We start from the raw sequence: 24,496 nt of genomic DNA, 5'->3' as shown, positions 1-24,496 counted from the left end.
CCCTCCTTTGTCCTAGAAAATAAACAAGACACCTTACATAAGCAAAGCTGTAGGTGTCTTTTTCAAGATACTTTATTTCATAAATACGCTGTTTGTATCTTTTTATTATATGTATATGTAAAATTATACGTAATAGTACATATAAATTATGTTAATTACTTATTTATCTCTTTTATTTTGGTTATTAAGTTTTCTTGTATATATTCGGATTTTGAAAATCCTTTTCTAAAAAATCTTATTTGTTTATATTTTAAGCCTTGCATTTCAAAATCTAATACGTCTATTCTATCTCCTTTAAATAATAAAGGTTCCTTTTTCCCTTTTATGGTTATATGCACTTCCACTTCATCACCTTTTTCTACTTGTTATTCTTATAAGCTTCTATTTGCTTTGCTAGATCTTCTAAATAATCATATCTCTCATATTTTCCCATTAATTCTTCCTCTAACTTTTCCTTTTCTTCCATTAGCTCTTGTAGCTTTCCATAAGATGAAGAATTTTTAACCATTTCTTCTTCTATATTAGAAATTCTGTTTTCAAGTTTTTCAATAACTTCCGGAATTTCTTCATATTCCTTTGTTTCTTTAAATGAAAATTTAGGTCTATTATCTCTTTCTTTAGTTCTGCTAGTTACTGCTTTTTTATCTTTCTTATCTTCAGGTTCAATTCTGCCTTTTTCTACTTCAATTGTAATTTGATAATCACTATAGTTACCATTATATACCTTTATACTTCCTTTGTCTCTATAAGCAAAAATCTTATTACATACCCTATCTAAAAAGTATCTATCATGAGAAACTACAACTACAACTCCAATGAATTTATCTAAAAAGTCTTCTAAAATATTTAGAGTGTTTATATCTAAATCGTTAGTAGGTTCATCAAGTAATAGTACGTTTGGTGCTTCCATCAATACTCTTAGCAAATAAAGTCTTCTTCTTTCTCCACCAGATAATTTTTCTATCTTTGTATATTGCATCGTACCATCAAACAAAAACCTCTCACACATGGTAGAGGCTGTTATCTTACTACCATCAGCAACAGGTATATACTCTCCACCTTCTCGGACATAATCTATGACTCTCATATTCATATCCATTTCTCTATCATCTTGAGCAAAACATCCTATCTTTACTGTTTCACCTATTACTATTTCACCGCTATCGCTCTTAATGTTACCTCTTATTAAATTGATAAGTGTAGATTTTCCTGCACCATTAGGACCAACAACACCTATTCTATCTTCTTTTGTAAAAATATAATTAAAATCTTTAATTAGTAGTCTATCGTCAAAAGATTTATTTAATCCATTTATCTCAATAATCTTTTTTCCTAATCTTGTTCCCACAAAAGACATCTCAACATCAGTTGCTTGTTTAATATACTCTCTACTAACTAATTCGTCAAACCTCTGCAATCTAGCTCTTTGTTTTGTGGATCTTGCTTTTGCTCCCCTTTTAACCCACTTTAATTCTTTCCTAATTAATGATTGCCTTTTTTGTTCTTCTGATTCTTCTCTCTCTACTCTTTCCATTTTCTTTTCCAAGAAACTTGTATAATTTCCCTCATAACTATATAAATTTCCTCTATCAAGCTCAATTATTCTATTTGCTACTCTATCTAAAAAATATCTGTCATGAGTAATCATTAAAAGAGCACCTTTTCTTGAATTTAAATATTCTTCAAGCCATTCAATTGAGTCTGAATCTAAATGGTTAGTTGGCTCGTCTAAAATAAGTAGATCGCATGGAGTTATAAGTGCCGATGCTAATGCAACTCTCTTTTTTTGTCCACCAGATAAGTTTTTCATCCTTTCCTCATAGTTTGTAATTCCTAACTTATTTAATATACTTTTAGCTTCACTTTCTAAATCCCAAAGGTTAAGACTATCTATTTCTACCTGAAGTTTTAGCAATCTATCATTTAATGCATCAGAATTAGTATTGTGGAGTTTTTCTATAATTTTTTCATATTCCATTAATAGCTTAAGTTCTTTAGTATCCCCTCTAAAAATCTGCTCTATTACCGTTGCATCTTCTTTAAAATCTGGATTTTGTGATAAATATTCAATTCTAGCATTTTTATTTTTAATTAAATCACCTTCATAAAATTCATCTTTTCCAGCAACTATCTTTAATAAAGTTGATTTTCCTGCCCCATTTATTCCTATAATTCCAATCTTGTCTCCATCATTTATTCCAAGAGAAATATTTTTTAATAATATTTTTTCACTGTAACTCTTACTTATATTCTCTAATGTAATTAAATTCATATTAATACTCCTTCTAATATATAAAACCTCTATTTTTATTTAATTTCAAACTACAAGTTCTTTGCATAAAGATCAACATTTTTGTAATCTCTGTTAACCTTGCTTACCATAAGTATATACTTTTTTGCCTCTGCAATTTTATCTAAATGATAACATGCTACGCCTAGGAAATAATAATATTCTAATGTTTCACCTCTAAGTTCTCCTTTAGGTTTTTCTAATCCCTCAAAAAGCTCATATGCTTCATAATATTTCTCTAACTCTAAGTAAGCCTTACCTAAAGTATATATTCTCTCTCTTTCAAGTCTAGAATTAGTATCATAAGTTACACTCTCTAAATACTCTACTGACTTATTGTAGTTTTCTATATGATAATAACATCTTCCAAGAACAAAGGCTAGACTGGAATCATTAACTTCATCAGCGCCTCCTCTTTTTAGGTACTCTAGAGCATTTGTATAATCTTCCTCATCAAAAAATAGACATCCTAAGAAAAAATATGCCTTTCTATTATACTTATTAAATTTAATAGCATTAATTAATAGATGTTTTGAATTTTTAATATCTCCATTTTTCACAAGCCTTATTGCCTTATTAAAGCAAATTGCTGATTTATTATAAGAACTTTTCTTATAAATCAAAAAAAATAGTAAGGAGAGCATTAACAAAATTATAGCAAAATATTTATTTATAAAAAAACTTATAATTCCAACTATGCCTAAGTAAATTACCCATCCCCCTTTAATATGTTGATAACCAATTTTGTAAGTAGTTTTCTCCATAATCCCACCCCATTGCACTTATTTACAAAAAATTTTATTATTCAATAACTTTTGTAATCCTCTTAAAAGCAACCTCTTTTGTTATTTTTACTGTATCCTTATCTATATTTACCTTATATATTGTAGGACATCCTTCTTCTCTCCATTTTCTCATATATTTCGCATTAGCTTCTGTAGCATAGTAATATTTATCATCATAATCGTCAGAAAATTCTAGATAGCTACATATAGAATCTAAATCTAAATTTATAATTTCAACTGGAATATTATTTAATATTATTGGCAAGAACCTAACTGGTACCTTGTAATTATATTTTCCAGATATCTCTCTGCTTTCTAACACTACTCTTTTTAATATTTTATACTTATCTATAAGTTCATTTTCTACTCTTAATTTTGCTATAAATTCATCTCTTTTGTTTTTCTCTAATTTAATCTTAATCATTACGTCACCTCTAATTTCAGTAAAATAATAAAATGTACCCATTTTAACATTATTAAAAGGAGTACACTTTATTTAAACTTATTTACTTTTTACTACAAATAATGAATCAATTCCATAAATAATATAAAACATTACCGAAACTGCTGTTGTAAATGTTATAAATTTATTTGAATTCAATTCAACTCCCAAAGTAACTTGAATTATAAATACAAATAACAACAATGTGGCTATTGTTCCTATTAAATGAAGAGGTACTCTCTTCTTAATTTTCTTATTTATCGCTCTAATTAATAAGGATGCTTCAAATATAAAAAAGCCAAATATGAATAAACAAATCAATATACTAATTGTTCTCCACTCCTATCTAAATGAATTCACGCATTAAATTATATCATTATCTAGTATTAAAAGTCTATTTAATTATTAATTCGACTGGGCAATGATCAGAACCTAAAATATCAGTATGTATTTTTGCATCTACTAATCTATCTTTTAATGCACTCGAAGCAAGAAAATAATCAATTCTCCACCCTGCATTATTCTTTCTAGCATTAAATCTATATGACCACCAAGAATAAATGCCCTCTTTATCAGGATAGAAATATCTAAAGGTATCAATAAATCCTTTATTAATAAGTTCCGTAAACTTCTGTCGTTCTTCATCAGTAAAGCCCGCATTTTTTCTATTATTTTTAGGATTTTTTAAATCTATTTCTTTATGTGCAACATTCAAGTCTCCACATACTATAACAGGCTTATTTTTTTCTAGCTTTTTTAGATAATTACAAAAATCATCTTCCCAAGTCATTCTATAAGAAAGTCTTGCTAGTTCATTTTGCGAATTTGGAGTATATACTGTAACTACATAGTAATCCTTAAACTCTAATGTTATTACTCTTCCTTCTTTATCATGCTCTTCTATTCCAATGCCTAAAGTTACACCTATAGGTTCATTTTTAGTAAAAATAGCTGTTCCTGAGTACCCTTTTTTTTCAGCATAGTTCCAGTACTTATAATACCCAGGTAAATCCAATTCTATCTGACCTTCTTGTAATTTTGTTTCTTGCAAACAAAATATATCTGCATCTATAGAATTAAAAATCTCTACAAAACCCTTTGTAACAGCAGCTCTAAGTCCATTTACATTCCAAGAAATCATCTTTGTCATATGCTTTTCCTCCTATTAATTAAGATTAATGAAAGTATAACATATGCAAAAGTATAAAAAAAGTATTAAACCTCTAAGTATAAATTAATTTAATCTTAGAGGTTCTATAATATATGTAGTTATTTATTTTTATTCTTTATTTGTATATGCCTACAAACCTCTTTATATAAGTTTAGTTCTGCCAATTTAACCTTAAGAGGTTCAAATTTTTTATTATATCTATTCTTTATCTTTATTTTAACCAAGACCTACTCCTAAATAACTATTTCTCATTTATAATATTATAAATCTCTAAAAAAGTTACTTAGTACCTGTAAGTATTTCTTTTTTTATTCTATCAAATCTATCATTATTGCTAATCGCTTCTTTTCTAGAAGTATCCTTTAAAATTTCAGTGATAGATATTTGAGGAACATCAATTACTTCCTTTTGATTCTCATTTCTAAGAATTTTAGAAATGTTCTTATATTTTCTACCCAACGTAACTTTAGAACTCATCTAACTATCTCCTTTCCTATAAATTGCTCATGTATTCATCTAGTTCTTGCAAGGCTTTATCACTTAGCACATTTGTGATTACTGTATCAGTATATTTTATTAATGCATAAATTATGTTCCCAAAATAAGTAATACAATTTTCCTCCTTATCAAAGGATATAATAACTATAGCATTCGTCTCAATTAAATCAATTGAAACTGGAACAAATAAATAATTACTCAATCTTACAATATGATCTGAAATAATTTTATCAAAAGTATTAGCTTTTACTATTATACTACAATCAACCTCATCTACAATAGATTTCAATTCATTTTCATCCCTTTTTGATACCACTCTTGCATTAACATTTTCCATAGTTTCTGAAAATAATGTTGTAACAATTTCAGAATAGAAGTCAAAAAATATATCTAAATCATATTCCTTACTTAGATCAATATCATAAAACCTAGTTCTTACGATATTTTCCATAGCATCTATTAACTTTGCATTACTAATGGTAATGCTACTTGTTAATGACGAAATATCATTAAGTCCTTCTATAATTTTAATCTTATCTTGAAATTCCACTTCAAAGGAGTTTGCACTTATCTTTAGCATCTTTATACTTTTTGATACTGTTCCAATAACTATAAAATTAATAACTAAGTATATGGAAAAATAAAGTAAAAACACAAACGCTGTTTTAGAAATCCATTTTGGAGTATTATCTATAGAATTTATAATATTTTCGTAGTTTATTCTATAATAATAAATAAATATGAAGAAATCTATGTTAATGAATAAATATTTGTATTTTTTCAGATTAACATTTAAATTATCTATATAATCATAAGTAAAAGAATAAAATATAGATACTGTAATTGATAGTAATGCAAATAATGTTACTAAATTTACTCCCCCTTTAATAACCCAGCCTTCCTCACTAAGTTTCGATGCGCAAAACCCTAAAATGAATGATATTACTAATGATAAACAATATGTTACACACTTTATTTTATTTTTCTCTATAAATGGCCTTAAATATTTTCTTATAATTGTAATCTCCCCCTCATTTTAGAACCCCACAATTATTATACTCCATATCTACCTCATTACCAACATTATTTACTATTTATGTTTAAATAATACATTTAGTTCAAAAAATAAAGGGAATGAAATCTCATTCCCTATTTTTTTAATTTTTAAATGAATGTATTGGTGCTGGAATCCTTCCACCTCTTGCTGCAAACAATTCAGAAGAATTTTCATTAACTTTCATAACTGGTGCTCTTCCTAGAAGGCCTCCAAATTCCACCATATCACCAACTTTACAACCTGGTGCTGGTATTATTCTAACAGCTGTTGTCTTATTATTAATAACCCCAATTGCTGCTTCATCAGCTATCATAGCTGAGATTGTTGAAGCTTTTGTATCTCCAGGAATAGCTATCATATCGAGTCCAACAGAACAAACTGCAGTCATTGCTTCAAGCTTTTCTAAATTTAATGACCCATTAATAACAGCGTCTATCATTCCTGCATCCTCAGATACTGGAATAAAAGCACCACTTAATCCTCCAACATGACTACATGCCATAACTCCACCCTTTTTAACAGCATCATTTAATAAAGCTAATGCAGCAGTTGTTCCATGAGTTCCTACACATTCAAGTCCAATTTCTTCCAATATATGTGCTACAGAATCTCCAACAGCTGGAGTTGGTGCTAAAGAAAGATCCACTATTCCAAATGGAACCCCTAATCTTTTTGAAGCTTCCTTAGCTACTAGTTGACCCATTCTAGTTATCTTAAATGCAGTATTTTTTATAGTGTCTGCAACTACATCAAAAGATTCTCCTTTAACCTTTTCAAGTGCTCTTTGAACTACTCCAGGTCCACTAACTCCAACATTTATTACTATATCAGCTTCTCCTACTCCATGAAAAGCGCCCGCCATAAATGGATTATCTTCAACAGCATTAGCAAATACCACTAGTTTTGCACAACCAAATCCCTTTTTATCTTTAGTAAGCTCAGCTGTTTCTTTTATTATTTCTCCCATATCTCTTACAGCATTCATGTTAATTCCACATTTAGAAGATCCAACATTTACTGAAGAACATACTTTTTCAGTAACCTTTAATGCCTCAGGAATCGACTTAATAAGTATTTTGTCTCCCTTTGTACATCCTTTATGTACGAGTGCTGAAAAACCACCAATAAAATCTATTCCAAGTTCATTTGCTGCCTTATCTAAAGTTTTAGCAAACTCTACATAACTTTCTTCATTTGTTGCTCCACCAATAATAGAAATCGGTGTTACAGAAACTCTTTTATTTACTATAGGAATTCCAAATTCATTTTCTATTTCTCTTCCAACCTTAACTAAATCTTTGGCTGAAGTCATAATCTTATTATATATTTTCTCTCTTGCCTTATCCCCATCTGAATCTATACAATCTAGTAAAGATATTCCCATTGTTATGGTTCTAATATCTAAATTTTCTTCTTCAATCATCTTTATTGTTTCTAATACATTTTGTGGTGTAAAATTTGTATTCATTGTTTGCCCCCTTTTCTTCTTATAGTGAATGCATTGAATTAAATATTTCTTCTCTTTGTATCTTTACATCAACTTTTAATTCTTTTCCCTTTTCTATTAAGGCGTTTTTCACTTGATCAATATTAGCATTTGCATTTGTTTGATCTAAAAGCATAATCATTGTAAAATATTCATCCATTATAGTTTGTGTAACATTTAATATATTAATATTAAACTTTTGCAACTCACAACTTATACCTGCAATAATACCAACTTGGTCTTTACCAATTACTGTTAAAATAGATTTCATAACAACAACTCCTATAAATAAATTTTTATAAAATAAAAAAGCCATACCAAACAAAGGGACGAAAAAATTCCGCGGTTCCACCCTTCTTGGCACTAGCCCTACTTTACTCACACTATGCTCCAAGGCTCCATTCATAATAATCACCTAACTACTCTCAGCTACACGCAGTCTCTCTAAAAAGTTCCTATTATTACTCTTCCTCTTCATTACATTTATTAATTTAAATCAATTTTATATAAATAATTAAGATTTGTCAAATAATTTTTTAGTTTTAGTGACAGTTTCTTAAATAAATCTGTCACTAAAACTCACATACGAATACTTATTGGTACCACAACAACTGAAACTCCCTCACATTTAAGCCTTGGCATTTTAGGCATTATAATTCCATTTGAATCAAGCATGTCACAATATGGACTACACCCCTTCAAAATGTTTTCATAATACTCATGTTGTGCTGTCTTTCTAAGGAGGCTTATACATTTCCCATTAGGTGCTATACTTATAACTTTACCAAATACAGTGCATGGACAATCCACTCTGTCATAAATATATGCATTATTATTCATAAAAAAATTTTCATTAACATTAATGACTACAGGCGTATCTCCACAATTTAAAATCATATCTTTTGTAGAATTTTTATTTAAAATATCATTTAAATGTCCAATAATCGAATTGATTGCAGTAAAATTCATAATCTGACTATTTTTATTGCTAATAATTTTATTTAATGAATCGCAACCAAAGCAATTAAATACTGTAAGAAGTGAATCTAAATAAGAGTTAACTGATTCTGTAGTTAACTTTCCTCTTATCTGAACGTAATCTCCTTCTGATAAATCTCCTTCATTTATTGTTTTATTATCAAAATTTTTTATAGCATTAGAATCATTTAAACTACTAATTATTTGTCTGTGAAATGAGAATGTTGTGTAAATTTTTTTTAGTTCTTCCTCCATTCTTACAAAATTTCTATTCTCTACTCCAGCCGAAGTACTATTCCCATTATCAGTCTGTTCAACATTTACACAATTATTAGTTTTATATCCCTCTTTCTCATCCTTAGTAAATCTATCTTCACCAAAAATTCGCTCACGACTATCTGTGCCAGCTCTTCCAGTTATAGTCTTATCTTGAATTAGCCTTGTTGTTCTTACCTCAATATATCCACTTAAAAATAGAGATGATAAATTTTTAACCAGACCTTCATCTAAATACATAAAAAGGCCTAAAAGATCTTCATCCATAAATCCACGTCCTAAATTTGTAGTTTCATAATAATCTACTATATTTTTAAAGTTTTATTCCTATTACCTAAGAATTAAAATAAAGTTGAAAAAGATTTCATTGGAAGGATAAATCTAAAATCACATAAAGAGAATTAAAAAAGATTCCCTCTTAGGAATCCTTAATTTTTCATCTTATACTTTTATCTCTATTTTGTCTTTCTTTGAAACATATGGATTGTCTTTAAAGTAATATCTATATAAAAAATCCTTTGCCTCTTCTGCATAATCAACTCCAATTCGTTTGCTCTTTATTATTTCTTTGCACTCCTCTTCCTGAGCTTCAAGTAACTTCTTAACTTCCCCATCTAATTCAGCTATATACATTTCTCCCGAAGTGAAAGTTGTATTATTTAATTCTTTTGTAATATCCAAAGCAATACACAGCTTAGATGGGCCTGATGTTAAATTGAGCTTTTCCTTTTTAGTTAATTCACTATAATTTTTTTTACATCTTTGATTTGCTATAAAGTCAAGCCCTATTAAGGGTTCAAGAGCACGGATAAGAACTCCCTGTGGTTCTCCTTCTTCTTTTGTAATTGCATTAAGACATAAATACATACCATAAATATTGAATATATATACAGTTCCGCCTGGACCATACATCGGCATTACTCTAGCTGTACGCTTATTTCCATAAACATGTGCTGCTTTATCTAACGCTCCAACATATCCTTCTGTTTCAACAATCTTTCCTGCAATTATTTTCCCATCAACTTCATGGATTAAAATTTTCCCCAATAATTCTTTAGCTACTGTCAGTGTATCTCTTTCGTAAAATTCTTTTGTAAGTATATTCATAAAATCCTCCTTATTTTAAAAGAGTTACTTCATCTTAAATATTATTTTTAACATTATCAATTACTTTTACTAATAAAAAATAAAAATTTCAAAACTCATAAATTATGAAATCTTTAATATTATATTTAATTAATATTATCTTATATTATATTTTATCATACTTATCCGTTAACCCTGAGTATCCTTCTATCTATGTAACAAACCCTCCTTCTATAATATTAATCCTGCTTTTCTCCCATAATTAGCAAATTTTTTTCACATTTCTTTTTATTTATACATAATATGATTCTATAGGTATAAGAATGAAACGAAAGGAAATATGATTATGTACTATCAAAGAGACGACAAATCTATTAACTGTCAGGATTGTATTGACGATCCTTCCAACATTTCTTGCAATATAGCTTGCCCTAGCATGAAAAAAAATTGTTGCGAACCTTATAAAGTATTTGAACCTGAAATGTATGCTAAAGCAAACATCTGTATCCAGCCTTATGAAGACTTATTTAATATAAATGATGCGTTTGCTGCCGGAACAATATTTAAGAGCCTTTACAGCCCTTATTGCGAAGTTAAATATATTGGGGGGTGTAAATAATAATGAATCCTCACGAATATTTAAGCAAAATTAGAAAATTACTATTTTTTGCAGTAGATTTAAATTTATATCTAGACAACTTTCCAGAAAACAGAAAAGCTACCGAAGACTATAAGTTTGTTTCCTCCAAGTTAGAGAAACTTATTTGTGAATATGAGCAACAATATGGACCATTATCAAATTTTGGCTCAGCATATATTGAAAATCCCGAAGCTTGGATCAATACCCCATGGCCTTGGGAAAGTCGTAAAGGAGGAAAATAATAATGTGGTATTACGTTAAAACTCTACAACATCCAGTAAATCTTAAAAGTTCAGACCTTAACATGGCTAAACTTTTAGTTACACAGTATGGTGGACCTGATGGTGAATTAAGTGCTGCGCTTAGATATTTGAATCAAAGATATACAATGCCAACAAACAGATCAAAAGGATTATTGACAGACATTGGTACTGAGGAAATGGCACATGTTGAAATTATAGCAACTATGGTTTATCAACTAATGGAAAATGCATCTATTAAAGAAATTAAGGAAGCTGGTCTAGCTGGACATTATGCTGACCATGGTAAGGCATTATTTTATACAGATGCTACAGGTAATCCTTGGACAGCTACCTATATTCAAGCTAAAGGAGATCCAATTACAGATTTACACGAAAACATGGCCGCAGAACAAAAAGCAAGAACTACTTATGAATGGCTTATGAATTTAACAGATGACCCTGAAATAAAAGAAATTTTGGGCTTTTTAAGAGAGCGAGAAGTTGTCCATTATCAACGATTTGGTGAAGCATTAATGCATGTTCAAGACATTGCAAAACCTAACGATTTTTATTGCAAGTAATATTTTATAATTATGTCCGTCCCCAATTGCTATATGCTTATTGGGACGGACTTTTTAGCTTAATAGTAAAAATCATAACTATAATATATGTATAACACTTTATAATAAATCTTTAGCTTTTTCATAATCCTTTTTAAGTTGTTCAGCTGGTCCATCATAAGCTGGATACCAATTTTTATTTATGAGTATATCAGATAATTCAAAATGCTCACTAACAGCTTTATCTAGCTGTGATTTTAGCATTTCTCTTAGTTCTGGATTAGTAGCTTCTGCTACTGCTCCTGTTAAAGAAGTTACTCCAAACTTTGAATCTTTAATCATATCTTGTGCAATATCTTTTTCTGTCAATTTATCATTATCTCCAAGTAACATATTAAGAAATGACATTATTACCACCTCTATTTTACATTCAAATTATTCTCAATAAAATTTTCCATACTACTAATATTTTCTTTTTTATTTTTCAAACATTTTTCCATAAATGATTCTAACTCATCGTCATCTACCATTGACATAGATGCCTGTATTTTTTTTGCTCCAATAATATTTACATCTATCAATTCTCTAAGTTCAATCATTTCATGAGGTGTCAACATATTCTTATTTTCCATATTCTTTCTCCTACTTTTGTTAGCCTCTTATTTTAGTACAACTACTGAGTTACTGTGCTGATTTCTGATAAATCTTTTTGCAATTGTTGCTCAGGCGTTGCATATGCATCGTACCAGCCTTTATTTATTGCTATATCAGACAATCTACAATGAGAATTAACACATGCGGTTAATTGATTTCTAAGAGTATCTCTTAACTGTGGATTTGTTGTTTCTGTTATTGCTTTAGCTAAAGTTGTTACTGTTGCTTTTGAACTTGTAAGTAAATCAATTGCAACATCTTTTTCTGTTAAAGTAGTACTTTGATTCATTACTTTTCTCACCTCTTATTTTTATTTATTGCTGACTTTGAAGTGTAGCCTGAATATTTTTAAGAGCAGTTTTCTTAGATGCTATACAATCTTGCATATAACTTTTCAACTCACTATCAGTAACCATATTCATACTTGCACTAATTTTTTTTATCCCTAACATTTCTTGACTTATAAATTCACGAGCTTCAATTGCCTCATGTGGTGCTAACTTCATATTTATCACCTCCTGACTTTATTAGTATTATAATAATAAATAAATTTATGTGCGGAAAGTTGAGGAAAAAATCTCCAACACCTTCATAACTAAAAAAAGTGTTAGAGAAAATTTCAGACTATATCTTTTTGAATATTAAAATTATATTAAATGTTTTTCTATCTATTAATTTTCTTATTATAATCCTTTAATAACCTAATAAAATGATTAGCCTCTCTAAGTACATGATCAAGAAGAAGCGGTAAAATAATTCCTTGTATTTTGCACTCTTCTGTTCCCTTTAGTCCAACTTCTTTAAAATCTCTCAACTTTAAAGTTTCATTTAAATTTTCGTTTGTTATACCTAATATGTTGCTTTCTGTAATATTCTTAGCATTATCTAATAGATAATTATAATTTTCTGAAAACATATTTGCTGTATCAATTAATGCTTTTTCTGATGGATCAAGTAAACCTCGCACAGTTAATGCATGCTCCATCATAATCTCATCCCAAAACACTTCCCCTTCTTTAATATTCTTATAATCCATATTATTATTATTTTCAATTTCAATTAAACTTGCTTTATAGTAATTTGCTTCATGTATTATATGCTTAATAAGTGATGGATAATTCATTGTAAACAAATTGCATGATAAGACCCCTTCTAATACTTTAACCTTAAAATTTATTAAATCATCGAGAATTTTATTAATTCTTCTATTTAATTGTTTTACACGTCTTACAAGATCTGATTTAATCTTAGAATCCATGCCACACTCTAACCTTAATTCTTCACTAGTAATCCTTCTATTTATTGGAATACCCGTATAGTGCTCAGTTTTTCCTTCTATACTTAAAGTATAGTCTGTTACTATTTCTCCTGACTCTAAAATACGCTCTCTAACCACCCCATTGCTGAGTTTTACTACTTCATTTAAAGCTTTTTCAAATTGTACTCTATGATAAGCTGCTTCTTTTACTAGCTTTGAATTCTTAGGTGCAAATGTAACTTCCATAAATAATGCATGCTCTTTCATTATTCTCAAAAAAAACAAATGCAATTCAAGAGATAAAATTACGTACTTTCTTTCATTAATCATTATTATTCTCCTAAAAATACTTTATTAATAGTATATGATTCTATTATATTTATGTACTCAATATTCAATAAATATAATAACAGTATGCTTTATAAAATCTCCTTTTCATACATCTTAATTTTCCATAATTAATAAACTGTAAAACCTATAATTTATTAAAAAAACAAAAAACAAACTTAAACTTACATATATCTAGCTATTCTCCTATTATGGCATCAAATGACTTTTAGTCATAAATACAGCATTTTGATACATTCTGTAAACCATGGTATTATATGGTTGTACGTACAATATATGATTTTTAGGAGGATTTTATGAATAAAAAGATTAAAAAAATTGCTATTTATTTTCTATCTATCATTTTTATTATCTTTGCTATACCTTATAATGTACTAGCTTCAACAGGATCTAATAATCAATCTTCAAATACAGCAAAGGTTTCTACTTCTAACGACATACCCAATTTTAATAATAATTACCCAATTGTAATGGTACATGGTCTTTGTGGCTGGGGAAATAAAGAAATGTTTAATGAAAACTATTGGGGTGGAAGTTCAAGTTTAAGAGAATTATTAATTAGCAAAGGCTATACCGTATTTACTCCAACCATTGGCCCTATATCTAGTAACTGGGATAGAGCTTGTGAATTATATGCCTATTTAAAAGGTGGTACTGTTGATTATGGTGAAGCTCACTCAAAAAAATATGGACATGCCCGTTATGGAAGAACTTTTCCTGGAGTGTACCCTAAATTCGGAGAATATTCAGATAAAAACGAATTGCAAAAAATTCATCTAATCGGCCACAGTATGGGTGGAGAAACTAGTAGAATGCTAGCTCATTTACTTGAACATGGAGATAAGGACGAAATTAATGCAACAGGTAATAACACAAGTACTTTATTTACAGGAAATAAGCATTGGATTGACAGTATAACAACAATTGCAACACCTCACGATGGCAGTCAGGAAGCTGAGATACAAGAAAATTTCGAACCTTTTGTACATCAATTTTTTGCATCAGTTGCAGCAAGTGCTGGTCTAGATCCATCAACTAGTCCAAACTTTGATTTAAGAATGGATCAATGGGGACTTAGAAAAACACCTAATGAATCTTTTGATAATTATCTAAAAAGAGTTTTTCAAAGTAATATTTGGAAAAACACAAAAGATTTAAGCATTTGGGATTTATCTTTAGAAGGTGCTCGAGAATTTAATAACTTAGTATCTGCTGAAAATGATATATATTATTTCTCTATTGCTTGTTCCGACACACATAAAGATCCAGCTACAAAATATCAATTGCCTAACATAAATATGCATCCTCTACTTATTAAAAGTGCAATAGATATGGGAGTATACACACAAAATCAACCAAATAAAGTAAAGGTTGATGCCAGTTGGTGGGAAAATGATGGCCTAGTTAGTGTAAGATCAGCTATTGGTCCACATGAAGGCTCATCTGATAAAATAGAAAATTATGACGTGACTCCAAAAATTGGTGTTTGGAATTACCTTGAAAAGATTGATAACATTGATCACTTTGAAATAATGATTCAACGTGAACCTATTTATCACTATTATCTTCAAAATAAGTTTGTAACATGGGCAAAAATGTTATCTCAATTACCTAAATAAATAAATGGGTCTGTATATAAATTTTAATACAGACCCATTTATTCAACTACCCTATTAATTCTTCTCTTATCTCATTATATACATTATCTATATTTTCTTCTTCTCTATAATATAGATACATTTTAGCATTCTCTTCATCTTTTGATATTTCATTTAACTGTAAATCTTCATTATAAAAACATTTATAATAATTATTTACACTGTCAAAAACCGCCACAGCTTTATGTCTATCCCATAATACCCAAATTGCTTTATCCTTATCTACTTTTGGACAATAATTTTTAACAAGTATCTGTATAAAATTCTTCAATTTACAATTACCCATTACCTCAATAATCTCACTATTTGGCGCCTTTTTATCATCTCTCATAGACACACTTTGCCTCTCCATTTTTACCCTCATATATTCTCTCCTATTATTCTTTATTTACCCATTTTAATTACCTTATCCCACTAGCTAATTATACAGTAACATTCAATAATAGTAAATAATTCTGGAATATTTTTCAATAGACTTATAAAGACATCTTATAAATATTTATTACATCTTCTTTAGTTAGCGGATATAATGTCCCGAGTTTTCCTTTTGCTGTTACCTTCTCTGCCATTATCTCAAACTTCTCTTCATTTATACCAACTTCTCTTAATGTCATAGGAATGCCTAGTTCTTTAAAGAATTGTGATGTTTTATCAATTGCTTTATTAGCTATTTCAAATTTGTCTAAGTTTTTGTCTATACCCCACACATTAATTCCATACTGAGCAAGTTTATTTACTGTACTATTATTTAAGGAATACTTCATCCAGTGTGGTGTTAGAATAGCTAGTCCAACACCATGAGTTATATCATAATACGCACTAAGCTCATGCTCCATAGGATGTACTGTCCATCCTATATTCTTGGTTCCATAAGATATAAGCCCATTAATAGCCCAACTTGATGCCCACATTAAATTTGCTCTAGCATCATAGTTAGTTGGATCTTCAACAGCGATCTTTCCATACTTTATACAAGTTCTTAATAAACCTTCTGCTGTACTATCTTGAATATCTACAGCCTCAGTATGGGTAAAATAATTTTCGAAAATATGACTCATAATATCTGCTGTACCTGCTGCTGTTTGATACTTTGATACTGAATAGGTGTACTCAGGATCCATAATTGATACTTTAGGCTTAATAAGTTCACTTGCTGTACCTACTTTTTCATTAATACTCATATTACTAATAACTGCATTTTTATTCATCTCTGAACCAGTTGCTGCTAGAGTTAATACAGTAACTATTGGTAAAGCCTTAGTTATTTTTATTGGATTTTTTACAAGATCCCATGGGTCATTCTCATAGTGAACTGCTGCTGCAATAACCTTTGCGCAATCTATTGTACTTCCTCCCCCAACTGCTAAGACTACTTGAATATCATTTTCTCTACAAATCTTAGCTCCTTCTCTAACAGATTCTATTCTTGGGTTTGGATCCACTCCTGATAGTTCCTTATATGTAATATTATTTTCATTTAATATATTAATCATTCTATCATATAAACCTATTTTTTTTATGCTTCCACCACCATAAACAATAAGCACCTTATCTCCATAATTCTTTATAGCATTACCAAGGTTATGAATTTGCCCTTTACCAAAATAAATTTTTGTTCGTATTGAATAACAAAAGTTTTCCATCTTTATAGACTCCTTTTCATATAAAATGTTACACTTATATATAATTTTATATCTTAAAATTAATCTTATGCCAATAATTCTATAAAATCTTTGATAAAAACTCTATAGTCCTTGGATTTTTAGGGTTATTAAAAATTTCTTCCGGTGTATTTGCTTCTAACACTTTTCCTCCATCAATAAACAAAATTCTATCACCAACTTCTTTTGCAAACCCCATTTCATGTGTTACTACAATCATAGTCATTCCTGCCTTAGCCAACTTTTTCATGACACCTAATACTTCTCCTACCGTTTCAGGATCTAAAGCTGAAGTAGGCTCATCGAACAATATTACATCTGGTTCCATAGCTAAGGCTCTAGCTATGGCTATCCTCTGTTTTTGTCCTCCTGATAAGGATGCTGGATATGCATCTTTCTTTTCTAATAAACCCACCATTTCTAAAAGTTCCATTGCTTTTTCACTAGCTTCTTCTTGCTCTATATTTTTCACCTTAATTGGTGCAATAGTTATATTCTCTAAAACAGTTTTATGAGGAAAAAGATTAAAATGTTGAAATACCATACCTACCTTTTCTCTAAGTTTATTAATATCCATAGACTTTTCCATAATATTTTTTCCTTCAAATATTATTTCTCCAGAACTAGGCACTTCCAATAGATTAAGACATCTTAAAAAAGTTGATTTTCCTGATCCCGATGGGCCTATTACAACACTACCTCACCTTTTTTAATATGCTCGTTTATTCCATTTAGCACACTATTAGGTCCATAATTTTTATGTAAATCTTTAACGTATATCACTTTGCTTTAATCTCCTTTCAACATATCCCATAAATCTTCCCAATAAGAATGTCATCATGAAATAAAATACAGCTGCAATCATTAGTGGTTCAAGGGATAAATAAGTAGCACCTTGTACAATTTTTGATGAAAACATTAATTCACCAACACCTATTACTGATGCCATAGATGAATCTTTAATTATTGCAACAAATTCATTTCCAATAGCCGGCAAGATATTTCTAATAGCCTGAGGTATAATTATTAATTTCATAGCCATAGAATTTTTCATTCCTAGACTTCTAGCAGCCTCTAGCTGACCAGGATCTACAGCCTCTATTCCTGCTCTAACTATTTCTGAAACATAGGCTGCAGAATTTAAAGATATAGCAATTATAGCAGCAGTAAATGCTGATATATCTATACCAAATATTAATTTAGAACCTGAATAAACCATCATTATTTGTAACAACATAGGTGTCCCTCTAATTACTTCAACATAAACTGATGATATAATTCTTAGTGGATTAAACTTTCCTATTTTTACATTTGAATTCTTCATAAAGAATAAAATAGATCCTAGGATAATTCCTAAAAATACTGTAATTGCGGATATGCCTAATGTTATAGATGCCCCTTCACAAAACTTACCGAAATACTTACCTAAAAAGTCAAACTTAAACATCATTATCCTCCTCTATTTTAGCTTAGCTTAAGAATTACTTTGATTCTTTGCCGCTAAATCATTTGCATTAACAATAAACTTATCTAATTCTCCTGAATCCTTTAATCTTTTTATTGTTTTGTTAAGTTGCTCTAGAAGCTTTGGTGAATTTTTTCTTATACCTATTGCATTTCCTCCACCCTCATCCTCAAATTTAATACTTGAAAGTACTAGTTCTGGGTTAGTTTTTATAACCATATTAGCTACTGGTTCTTCTGTAATTAAAGCATTTACCTTTCCTGTTTTTAATTCGAGGACTAAATTATTAACATTTGCCAATAACTGCAAGTCTGCATCTTTTACTTTTTCCTGTGCTATTTTTTCTTGTGTTGAACCTAATTGAGCACCAATTTTCTTGCCATTCAAATCTTCAACCTTTGTATATTTTCCTTTATCCTCACTCTTAATTAATACTCCGTGCTTTGCTTCATAATATATATCTGAAAAATCAATTTGTTTCTTTCTTTCTTCATCTGGATTCATACCTGAAATAATCATATCGATTTGCCCAGCTTTAAGAGCCCCGATTAGAGGATCAAATTCCATCTCTTTAATCTCTAAATCTACACCCATGTCTTTAGCTACTTCTCTAGCTAAATCTATATCAAATCCAACAACTTCATCTTTACCATCAATAACTGCATGAAATTCATATGGTGCATAATCAGCACTTAGTCCAACTATTACCTTACCATTATCTTTAATTTTATTTAAGGTTTCTTCTGATGCTTTCTTATTTCCTCCACATCCTACAAATGATACTGATATGGCTGTAATTAAGGCTATTCCAATAAATTTTTTCAATATATTTTTTTTCATTTTCCAACCTCTTTTCTTTATAATGTAGCACATAATTAGTTAGTAGCTATAATCTTAGAAACTTTTTTTAATTCACCATTCAAATAATTTATCATATTTTCACAAGAAATTCTCTGAAGTTCTTTCATCGAAGTATCTGAATAAAATGCTGCATGAGGAGTGATAATGACATTTTCTCTGTTTAGAAGTTTATTTTGCCCTAATTCTGGATTTTCATTCCCTAAAACATCTAATCCAGCACCACTTATATATCCTTCATCTAATGCCTTAACTAAATCATCCTCATTAACACTTGATCCTCTAGCTACATTTATAAACAAGGGGGACTTATTCATCTTTTTAAATGTTTCTATATTAAAAAATTCTTTATTCTCATTGCTTTGACTCATGTGATTACTTATGATATCTGATTTTTCCAATATATATTCAGCACTTACAAGTTGAACACCATCACTTTCACAATCTTCTTTGGATACATATGGGTCAAATGTAATAACTTCCATACCAAATGCTAATGCCCTCTTAGCTACAGCCTTACCAATTTTCCCATAACCAAATATACCAAGTTTTTGCCCTTCTAATCTTCTTAGTCCACTTATAGTTTGATATTGCCAAATTCTTTTGTTATCTAAATCATTTGTATAATGCTTAATGCCTCTTGTTAGAGATAAAATTAATGCTAATGTATGATCTGCAACTTCTTGTGTGCAATATTCATTTATCGCACATACTGCTATCCCTTTTTCACTTGCAGTTTTTATATCCACATTATCATAACCTACGGCATTTATTGATATGCATTTTAACTTTTCTACTCTATTTAAAACCTCTTCATCAATCTCTAAAAATGCTGTAATTATCCCATCTGCATCCTTTATAGTCTCAATAAATTCTTTTTTGCCACTATTATAAGAATATATAATAACTTCTGCCCCTTCTAACCCATTCATAATAAGATTTTTTTCATATTCAATATCTCTAATTAGTACATCCTCATAATCACATATTACTATTTTCAAAAATAGTCCCCCTTTTTAGTCAAATAACTTTTCCTAAACTAGCAAACTCAATTAGAATTTTTTCAGTTATTTTCATAACCTCATTCATTTCCTCATCAGTACCAATTGTAATTCTCACATAATTATCTATCCTTGCTTCGTCATAATAACGTGTTAACACTCCATTTTCTCTAATTTTTTTGTGATATTCTCTGGCTGCCATATCTTCATGAGATACAAATACAAAATTTGTTTTCGTATCTAACACCTTAAATCCTAATTTCCTAAATTCTTCTTTAACTCTTTCTCTAGTTCTGATAACCTTTTTATTACATTCGTGAAAATAAGCTTCATCCTTTACAGACGCTATTCCTGCTATAGATGATAAAGAATTTATATTATATGGGCTAAAAGAAAACTTAATTTTATTTAAATCTTCTATTATTTCCTCTGACGCTATAGCATACCCTATACGACCTCCTGCTAGGGAACGTGATTTAGAAAAGGTTTGAACTACTATTAAATTATGATTACTATTTATTAAATCTATACAAGACTTACTTCCAAAATCCACATAAGCTTCATCTATAACAACTACCCTATCTGTATTCGTTTTTAGAATTTTAATAATCTCCTCATGACTTAATACTAATCCTGTGGGAGCATTAGGATTAGCAATAATAATATTTCTACCACAATTTATATAATTATTTATATCTATAGTAAAATCATCCCTCAAAGGTATTTGATTTGCATCTATCCCGAAAGATTTTGCATATACTTTATAAAATCCATATGTTATATCCGGAAAACACCCTTTTCTCTCCTTATCAAAAAATGCTCTGAATATAAATGCTAATACCTCGTCAGATCCATTACCTACAAAAATTTGTTCTGGCTTAACTGAATAAAATTTTGCAAGTGATAATGTTAATTCACGAGTATCAGGATCAGAATATAAATTTAATCCTTCAACCGCTAGCTTATTTATTGCTTCTATAACTTTTGGTGAAGGTGGGTACGGACTTTCATTTGTATTAAGTTTTATATATTTCACATCTTTTGGTTGCTCACCAGGTACATATGCTTCTAAGTTGTTTAATTCATTACTTAAAAATCTACTCATTTTTACCTCCATTTATTTTATATAAAATAACTGTCTATAGCTTTTCTAAGACATTGTCTAAAATAGTAATTGCCTTATCTATTTCTTCCTCACTAACTGTAGTAGGTGCTATAAATCTCACTACATTTTTATAACATCCGCAAGAAAGTAACAATAGTCCTTTCTCTAAAGATGATAATATTATCTTCTTTGTAAAATCTGTGTTTGGATTACCGTCTTCATCTACTATCTCTATAGCTAACATTAATCCAATGCCTCTAACTTCTCCAATACATTTGTATTTTTTCATTAAACTTTCAAGCTTTGATTTTAAAATTCTCCCCATCTTACTACAATTTTCTATAGCTTCTTCTTGTAATACCTCAATGGTTTTTAATGCAGCTGCACAAGAAACTGGATTTCCTCCAAATGTGCCTCCATGAGCTCCAGCCACCCAATTTTCCATATATTTTTTCTTTGCTACTATTGCACTTAATGGAAATCCTGATGCAATTCCTTTTGCTGTAGTAAAAATATCTGGCCTTACTCCAAAATGTTCATATGCAAACATCTTCCCTGTTCTTCCAAAACCAGTTTGCACTTCATCAAATATTAACATAATTCCATATCTATCACAGATTTCTCTTACATATTTTAAAAATTCCACTGGAGGTACTATATAACCACCTTCTCCTTGAATTGGCTCCATAATTATGGCTGCTACTGAATATGGTTCAATTATTTTTTTGAATATATCATTAAATTGTTCAAAATATTCTTTAGGGCAATTTCTACCATCGTATTTATAAGAAGTCCTATATAAATATGGATATTCAGCAAAATAAACTGATGGTAAAAGTCCCTCATAGTTCTTTCTATACTCAGAATTAGAAGTAGTTATAGAAGTTGTCCCTAAAGTCCTGCCATGAAAAGAACCCTTAAATGCTATTATTCCAGGTCTTTTAGTAATATACTTAGCAAGCTTTAAAGCTCCTTCATTTGCTTCAGCTCCGCTATTACTAAAATACACCATGGTATCTCCACCTGTTATTTCAACTAACTTTTCTGCTAAAGCTACATAGGATTCATAATAAACTACATTATGGCCCCCATGTATTAAAGTATTTACTTGATCTATAGCTGCCTTAACTATCTTTTCATTATTGTGTCCCAAATTACAAACAGCGACCCCACTAGCAAAATCAAGAATTTTTCTTCCATCTTCTGTTATTAAATAGCTTCCTTTACCACCTAAAACCCCTAAAGTAGTGGCTCTACCACTTACTGGCGGCATGACTTTTTTACATCTTTCATATAAGCTCTCCATATTATTACCCCCTTATTAAATATCTTTCTAATGTTTTCATAATGAGCTTTGGTAAAACATCAAAAGAATAGGGCTTATATACTCTTTCGGTCCACTTGTGAGCATCCTTACCAAAACATCCATAGTTTATTCCTGGTATATTAAGTTCTTTAGCTAATTCTATTGGTACATTGTATAATTTCATATATTCCGGAAAATTTCTAAATAACCTTTCAATTGATTCATAATCGTCATCAACCTTTAAATAGCTACTATCTGTTAAACTCGGGAAAAATCTCATAACTTTATACTCTTCACCACTAATTATTTCAAACTCTTTTGCTATTTCACTAATTTCATCAAATAACTCTCTTTCTTCTTCTATCTCCTTTTTAAGAGTGTTATGTGGACAATATGGAGCTGCAAAAAAAATTACTATTGTTGGAATTTTAATATCAGATATTTCGATTAATTTTTTGGTGATCTTTAGAGATATTTCCCTTACATCTTCTCCATTTTCTAAAAACTTATCTGTAAGATTATCAATCATACATTCCAGATTTCCTGAATATTTATCTTTAGCAAACTCATAAAGTTCATCATATTCCATGACTTGTACTTTGTAATTTATCTCTTCATAACCAATTCCTGTAATATTACAGTATTTTTTATAATTTTCATTAATTAAAGCTAGTACATTTTCAAATGTTCTCAAGCTAACCTTTTTTAATTTTCTTATAATATTACTAATAGACTCATTGTGAACAAAATAATTAAAATAAACAAAGCTTTCAAAAGCAGTTTGGACATTATATTGCTTTTTTAAATCTTTTATCTTTAAAACAGATGGTGGCAAAGTATACTCACCTTCGTATACATCACAAAAATCTATATTTAAATTAATTTGTCTTATTAATTCACTTGCAATAGTAGAAGCATCAAATCCCTCAAAACATTGTCCCACATGTGTTTCTTTACCTTGTATATAGAAACATGGCAATAGTTTTCCTACAGATCCTGTGTAGATATACCTTGTTTTATCACCCGGATATAATGGGCATATATAATCATTATTTATTGCAAAAAGATAATTTAATTTTTCCTTTTCTTTTAATTCATTAAAAGTATCTAATGCCTTAATAATGCCTGTATGCGAATTTTCTTCTACAGGATTAATCGATAAAAGTATATTTCCATCTATTTTTTCAACTAACTCACTTAATTTTTTTATTATCACCAGGAAAACTGCAACACCGCTTTTCATGTCACAAGCACCTCTGCCAAAAAGCCACTTTTCTGATTCTAAATCACTTTCAACTTCATCTTGCAATTCCAATTCCTTTAATTTCTCTTCTAACTTTTCACAATTAAAAGCTAGAGATCTAATATTTCCAAAATCATCTACATCAACAGTATCCATATGCCCATGTAAAATTATTGTGTTATTGCTAATTCCTCCTTCTCCTTTAATCAAAGCAAATACATTTCTTCTGTCTAAAGAATCATTTAATTTTCCTAGAAATACTCTTGTAGGATACTTTTTAAAATAAGGAATTGCTCTTAAATATTTTTCAATAAAACAGGCTATATTTTTTTCTCCAACTGTATTATTTACGCTAGGTATATTGACTAATTTTTTAGTTAAATCTAATATTTCCTCATACATATTATGAATTTAATTCCTTTCCTAAA

The 24,496-nt window shown here is 29.4% G+C and carries 29 protein-coding genes and 1 pseudogene; 4 read left to right on the top strand and 26 right to left on the bottom strand.

Annotation, left to right across the window (positions count from 1 at the left end):
* Positions 1–155: 155 nt before the first annotated feature.
* From H9661_RS03975 to H9661_RS03920, 12 genes are all read right to left on the bottom strand, one after another.
* Positions 156–344 (bottom strand): hypothetical protein, encoded by a 189-nt coding sequence (locus H9661_RS03975; RefSeq protein ID WP_143315003.1) that lies wholly within the window; start codon positions 342–344, stop codon positions 156–158.
* Positions 345–358: 14 nt separating this feature from the next.
* The gene (locus tag H9661_RS03970) at positions 359–2,272 is read right to left on the bottom strand and encodes an ABC-F family ATP-binding cassette domain-containing protein (RefSeq protein WP_191767759.1); all 1,914 of its coding nucleotides are present in this window, start codon (positions 2,270–2,272) and stop codon (positions 359–361) included.
* Positions 2,273–2,322: 50 nt separating this feature from the next.
* The gene (locus H9661_RS03965) at positions 2,323–3,054 is read right to left on the bottom strand and encodes a tetratricopeptide repeat protein (protein ID WP_191767758.1); all 732 of its coding nucleotides are present in this window, start codon (positions 3,052–3,054) and stop codon (positions 2,323–2,325) included.
* Between the two features lie 37 nt (positions 3,055–3,091).
* Positions 3,092–3,499 (bottom strand): hypothetical protein, encoded by a 408-nt coding sequence (locus tag H9661_RS03960; protein WP_143315000.1) that lies wholly within the window; start codon positions 3,497–3,499, stop codon positions 3,092–3,094.
* Positions 3,500–3,577: 78 nt separating this feature from the next.
* Entirely contained in the window at positions 3,578–3,838 is a 261-nt protein-coding gene (locus H9661_RS03955) for a hypothetical protein (protein WP_143314999.1), read from the bottom strand.
* 73 nt (positions 3,839–3,911) lie between these two features.
* Entirely contained in the window at positions 3,912–4,667 is a 756-nt protein-coding gene (locus tag H9661_RS03950; protein WP_143314998.1) for an exodeoxyribonuclease III, read from the bottom strand.
* A 300-nt stretch (positions 4,668–4,967) separates the two neighbouring features.
* Positions 4,968–5,165 carry a hypothetical protein gene (locus tag H9661_RS03945; protein ID WP_143314997.1) on the bottom strand — a complete coding sequence of 66 codons (198 nt, stop codon included), beginning with the start codon at positions 5,163–5,165 and terminating at the stop codon, positions 4,968–4,970.
* A gap of 16 nt (positions 5,166–5,181) precedes the next feature.
* Positions 5,182–5,766 (bottom strand): hypothetical protein, encoded by a 585-nt coding sequence (locus H9661_RS03940; RefSeq protein ID WP_143314996.1) that lies wholly within the window; start codon positions 5,764–5,766, stop codon positions 5,182–5,184.
* Positions 5,767–6,343: 577 nt separating this feature from the next.
* On the bottom strand, positions 6,344–7,711 hold the full coding sequence (locus tag H9661_RS03935) for a PFL family protein (protein WP_191767757.1): 1,368 nt from the start codon (positions 7,709–7,711) through the stop codon (positions 6,344–6,346).
* A 19-nt stretch (positions 7,712–7,730) separates the two neighbouring features.
* Entirely contained in the window at positions 7,731–8,000 is a 270-nt protein-coding gene (locus tag H9661_RS03930; RefSeq protein WP_143314994.1) for an ACT domain-containing protein, read from the bottom strand.
* A 308-nt stretch (positions 8,001–8,308) separates the two neighbouring features.
* The gene (locus H9661_RS03925) at positions 8,309–9,250 is read right to left on the bottom strand and encodes a DUF6414 family protein (RefSeq protein ID WP_143314993.1); all 942 of its coding nucleotides are present in this window, start codon (positions 9,248–9,250) and stop codon (positions 8,309–8,311) included.
* A 174-nt stretch (positions 9,251–9,424) separates the two neighbouring features.
* Positions 9,425–10,090, bottom strand: coding sequence for a DNA-3-methyladenine glycosylase (locus H9661_RS03920; protein ID WP_143314992.1), 666 nt, complete (start codon positions 10,088–10,090; stop codon positions 9,425–9,427).
* Positions 10,091–10,409: 319 nt separating this feature from the next.
* Between H9661_RS03920 and H9661_RS19980 the strand changes: the two genes are divergently transcribed.
* Genes H9661_RS19980 through H9661_RS03905 form a run of 3 tightly spaced genes read left to right on the top strand, consistent with a single transcriptional unit; the run spans position 10,410 to position 11,532 of the window.
* Positions 10,410–10,688, top strand: coding sequence for a spore coat associated protein CotJA (locus H9661_RS19980; RefSeq protein WP_341480408.1), 279 nt, complete (start codon positions 10,410–10,412; stop codon positions 10,686–10,688).
* A 2-nt stretch (positions 10,689–10,690) separates the two neighbouring features.
* Positions 10,691–10,951 carry a spore coat protein CotJB gene (locus H9661_RS03910; protein WP_143314990.1) on the top strand — a complete coding sequence of 87 codons (261 nt, stop codon included), beginning with the start codon at positions 10,691–10,693 and terminating at the stop codon, positions 10,949–10,951.
* A 2-nt stretch (positions 10,952–10,953) separates the two neighbouring features.
* Complete coding sequence (locus tag H9661_RS03905) at positions 10,954–11,532, top strand: manganese catalase family protein (protein ID WP_191767755.1); 579 nt, start codon at positions 10,954–10,956, stop codon at positions 11,530–11,532.
* 99 nt (positions 11,533–11,631) lie between these two features.
* Here H9661_RS03905 and H9661_RS03900 read toward each other — a convergent pair whose 3' ends face one another.
* The 5 genes from H9661_RS03900 to H9661_RS03880 form a co-directional block, all read right to left on the bottom strand.
* On the bottom strand, positions 11,632–11,919 hold the full coding sequence (locus H9661_RS03900; RefSeq protein ID WP_143314948.1) for a spore coat protein: 288 nt from the start codon (positions 11,917–11,919) through the stop codon (positions 11,632–11,634).
* Between the two features lie 11 nt (positions 11,920–11,930).
* Positions 11,931–12,143 carry a hypothetical protein gene (locus tag H9661_RS03895; RefSeq protein ID WP_191767754.1) on the bottom strand — a complete coding sequence of 71 codons (213 nt, stop codon included), beginning with the start codon at positions 12,141–12,143 and terminating at the stop codon, positions 11,931–11,933.
* 41 nt (positions 12,144–12,184) lie between these two features.
* A complete protein-coding gene (locus H9661_RS03890; RefSeq protein ID WP_143314946.1) occupies positions 12,185–12,454 on the bottom strand; it encodes a spore coat protein in 270 nt (89 codons plus the stop codon).
* Between the two features lie 25 nt (positions 12,455–12,479).
* Entirely contained in the window at positions 12,480–12,671 is a 192-nt protein-coding gene (locus H9661_RS03885) for a hypothetical protein (protein WP_207729626.1), read from the bottom strand.
* Between the two features lie 158 nt (positions 12,672–12,829).
* A complete protein-coding gene (locus H9661_RS03880; protein WP_191767753.1) occupies positions 12,830–13,753 on the bottom strand; it encodes a DUF2935 domain-containing protein in 924 nt (307 codons plus the stop codon).
* Between the two features lie 314 nt (positions 13,754–14,067).
* Between H9661_RS03880 and H9661_RS03875 the strand changes: the two genes are divergently transcribed.
* On the top strand, positions 14,068–15,390 hold the full coding sequence (locus tag H9661_RS03875; RefSeq protein ID WP_191767752.1) for an esterase/lipase family protein: 1,323 nt from the start codon (positions 14,068–14,070) through the stop codon (positions 15,388–15,390).
* Between the two features lie 46 nt (positions 15,391–15,436).
* Here H9661_RS03875 and H9661_RS03870 read toward each other — a convergent pair whose 3' ends face one another.
* From H9661_RS03870 to H9661_RS03830, 9 genes and pseudogenes are all read right to left on the bottom strand, one after another.
* A complete protein-coding gene (locus tag H9661_RS03870; protein WP_191767751.1) occupies positions 15,437–15,793 on the bottom strand; it encodes a hypothetical protein in 357 nt (118 codons plus the stop codon).
* Positions 15,794–15,905: 112 nt separating this feature from the next.
* Positions 15,906–17,072, bottom strand: coding sequence for an iron-containing alcohol dehydrogenase (locus tag H9661_RS03865; RefSeq protein WP_191767750.1), 1,167 nt, complete (start codon positions 17,070–17,072; stop codon positions 15,906–15,908).
* Between the two features lie 79 nt (positions 17,073–17,151).
* A pseudogene (locus tag H9661_RS03860) lies at positions 17,152–17,873 on the bottom strand (amino acid ABC transporter ATP-binding protein).
* The gene (locus H9661_RS03855) at positions 17,860–18,540 is read right to left on the bottom strand and encodes an amino acid ABC transporter permease (RefSeq protein WP_143314940.1); all 681 of its coding nucleotides are present in this window, start codon (positions 18,538–18,540) and stop codon (positions 17,860–17,862) included. The pseudogene H9661_RS03860 and the gene H9661_RS03855 overlap by 14 nt, the downstream one beginning before the upstream one ends.
* Before the next feature lie 24 nt (positions 18,541–18,564).
* Positions 18,565–19,395 (bottom strand): transporter substrate-binding domain-containing protein, encoded by an 831-nt coding sequence (locus H9661_RS03850; RefSeq protein WP_143314939.1) that lies wholly within the window; start codon positions 19,393–19,395, stop codon positions 18,565–18,567.
* 35 nt (positions 19,396–19,430) lie between these two features.
* Positions 19,431–20,414, bottom strand: a complete 984-nt coding sequence (locus H9661_RS03845; protein WP_143314938.1) for a C-terminal binding protein — start codon at positions 20,412–20,414, stop codon at positions 19,431–19,433.
* A 19-nt stretch (positions 20,415–20,433) separates the two neighbouring features.
* Positions 20,434–21,519, bottom strand: coding sequence for a histidinol-phosphate transaminase (gene hisC, locus H9661_RS03840; protein WP_191767749.1), 1,086 nt, complete (start codon positions 21,517–21,519; stop codon positions 20,434–20,436).
* Positions 21,520–21,553: 34 nt separating this feature from the next.
* A complete protein-coding gene (locus tag H9661_RS03835) occupies positions 21,554–22,825 on the bottom strand; it encodes an aspartate aminotransferase family protein (RefSeq protein ID WP_191767748.1) in 1,272 nt (423 codons plus the stop codon).
* A gap of 4 nt (positions 22,826–22,829) precedes the next feature.
* Positions 22,830–24,470: a M20/M25/M40 family metallo-hydrolase gene (locus H9661_RS03830; RefSeq protein ID WP_191767747.1), complete on the bottom strand. Its 1,641-nt coding sequence runs from the start codon at positions 24,468–24,470 to the stop codon at positions 22,830–22,832.
* Between the last annotated feature and the right edge of the window lie 26 nt (positions 24,471–24,496).

This window comes from Clostridium cibarium, from assembly GCF_014836335.1.
GTDB lineage: Bacteria > Bacillota > Clostridia > Clostridiales > Clostridiaceae > Clostridium > Clostridium cibarium.
The sequence above is the reverse complement of the archived record's forward strand: the minus strand, read 5'-3'. Positions and strand labels throughout refer to the sequence as shown.

Excerpts from the sequence above, each read along its gene's own strand:
- H9661_RS03970 (WP_191767759.1), bottom strand. The coding sequence starts at position 2,272 with ATGAATTTAATTACATTAGAGAATATAAGTAAGAGTTACAGTGAAAAA.
- H9661_RS03965 (WP_191767758.1), bottom strand. The coding sequence starts at position 3,054 with ATGGAGAAAACTACTTACAAAATTGGTTATCAACATATTAAAGGGGGA.
- H9661_RS03960 (WP_143315000.1), bottom strand. The coding sequence starts at position 3,499 with ATGATTAAGATTAAATTAGAGAAAAACAAAAGAGATGAATTTATAGCA.
- H9661_RS03950 (WP_143314998.1), bottom strand. The coding sequence starts at position 4,667 with ATGACAAAGATGATTTCTTGGAATGTAAATGGACTTAGAGCTGCTGTT.
- H9661_RS03945 (WP_143314997.1), bottom strand. The coding sequence starts at position 5,165 with ATGAGTTCTAAAGTTACGTTGGGTAGAAAATATAAGAACATTTCTAAA.
- H9661_RS03940 (WP_143314996.1), bottom strand. The coding sequence starts at position 5,766 with ATGCTAAAGATAAGTGCAAACTCCTTTGAAGTGGAATTTCAAGATAAG.
- H9661_RS03935 (WP_191767757.1), bottom strand. The coding sequence starts at position 7,711 with ATGAATACAAATTTTACACCACAAAATGTATTAGAAACAATAAAGATG.
- H9661_RS03930 (WP_143314994.1), bottom strand. The coding sequence starts at position 8,000 with ATGAAATCTATTTTAACAGTAATTGGTAAAGACCAAGTTGGTATTATT.
- H9661_RS03925 (WP_143314993.1), bottom strand. The coding sequence starts at position 9,250 with ATGGATGAAGATCTTTTAGGCCTTTTTATGTATTTAGATGAAGGTCTG.
- H9661_RS03920 (WP_143314992.1), bottom strand. The coding sequence starts at position 10,090 with ATGAATATACTTACAAAAGAATTTTACGAAAGAGATACACTGACAGTA.
- H9661_RS19980 (WP_341480408.1), top strand. The coding sequence starts at position 10,410 with ATGATTATGTACTATCAAAGAGACGACAAATCTATTAACTGTCAGGAT.
- H9661_RS03910 (WP_143314990.1), top strand. The coding sequence starts at position 10,691 with ATGAATCCTCACGAATATTTAAGCAAAATTAGAAAATTACTATTTTTT.
- H9661_RS03905 (WP_191767755.1), top strand. The coding sequence starts at position 10,954 with ATGTGGTATTACGTTAAAACTCTACAACATCCAGTAAATCTTAAAAGT.
- H9661_RS03900 (WP_143314948.1), bottom strand. The coding sequence starts at position 11,919 with ATGTCATTTCTTAATATGTTACTTGGAGATAATGATAAATTGACAGAA.
- H9661_RS03895 (WP_191767754.1), bottom strand. The coding sequence starts at position 12,143 with ATGGAAAATAAGAATATGTTGACACCTCATGAAATGATTGAACTTAGA.
- H9661_RS03890 (WP_143314946.1), bottom strand. The coding sequence starts at position 12,454 with ATGAATCAAAGTACTACTTTAACAGAAAAAGATGTTGCAATTGATTTA.
- H9661_RS03885 (WP_207729626.1), bottom strand. The coding sequence starts at position 12,671 with ATGAAGTTAGCACCACATGAGGCAATTGAAGCTCGTGAATTTATAAGT.
- H9661_RS03880 (WP_191767753.1), bottom strand. The coding sequence starts at position 13,753 with ATGATTAATGAAAGAAAGTACGTAATTTTATCTCTTGAATTGCATTTG.
- H9661_RS03875 (WP_191767752.1), top strand. The coding sequence starts at position 14,068 with ATGAATAAAAAGATTAAAAAAATTGCTATTTATTTTCTATCTATCATT.
- H9661_RS03870 (WP_191767751.1), bottom strand. The coding sequence starts at position 15,793 with ATGAGGGTAAAAATGGAGAGGCAAAGTGTGTCTATGAGAGATGATAAA.
- H9661_RS03865 (WP_191767750.1), bottom strand. The coding sequence starts at position 17,072 with ATGGAAAACTTTTGTTATTCAATACGAACAAAAATTTATTTTGGTAAA.
- H9661_RS03855 (WP_143314940.1), bottom strand. The coding sequence starts at position 18,540 with ATGATGTTTAAGTTTGACTTTTTAGGTAAGTATTTCGGTAAGTTTTGT.
- H9661_RS03850 (WP_143314939.1), bottom strand. The coding sequence starts at position 19,395 with ATGAAAAAAAATATATTGAAAAAATTTATTGGAATAGCCTTAATTACA.
- hisC (WP_191767749.1), bottom strand. The coding sequence starts at position 21,519 with ATGAGTAGATTTTTAAGTAATGAATTAAACAACTTAGAAGCATATGTA.
- H9661_RS03835 (WP_191767748.1), bottom strand. The coding sequence starts at position 22,825 with ATGGAGAGCTTATATGAAAGATGTAAAAAAGTCATGCCGCCAGTAAGT.
- H9661_RS03830 (WP_191767747.1), bottom strand. The coding sequence starts at position 24,470 with ATGTATGAGGAAATATTAGATTTAACTAAAAAATTAGTCAATATACCT.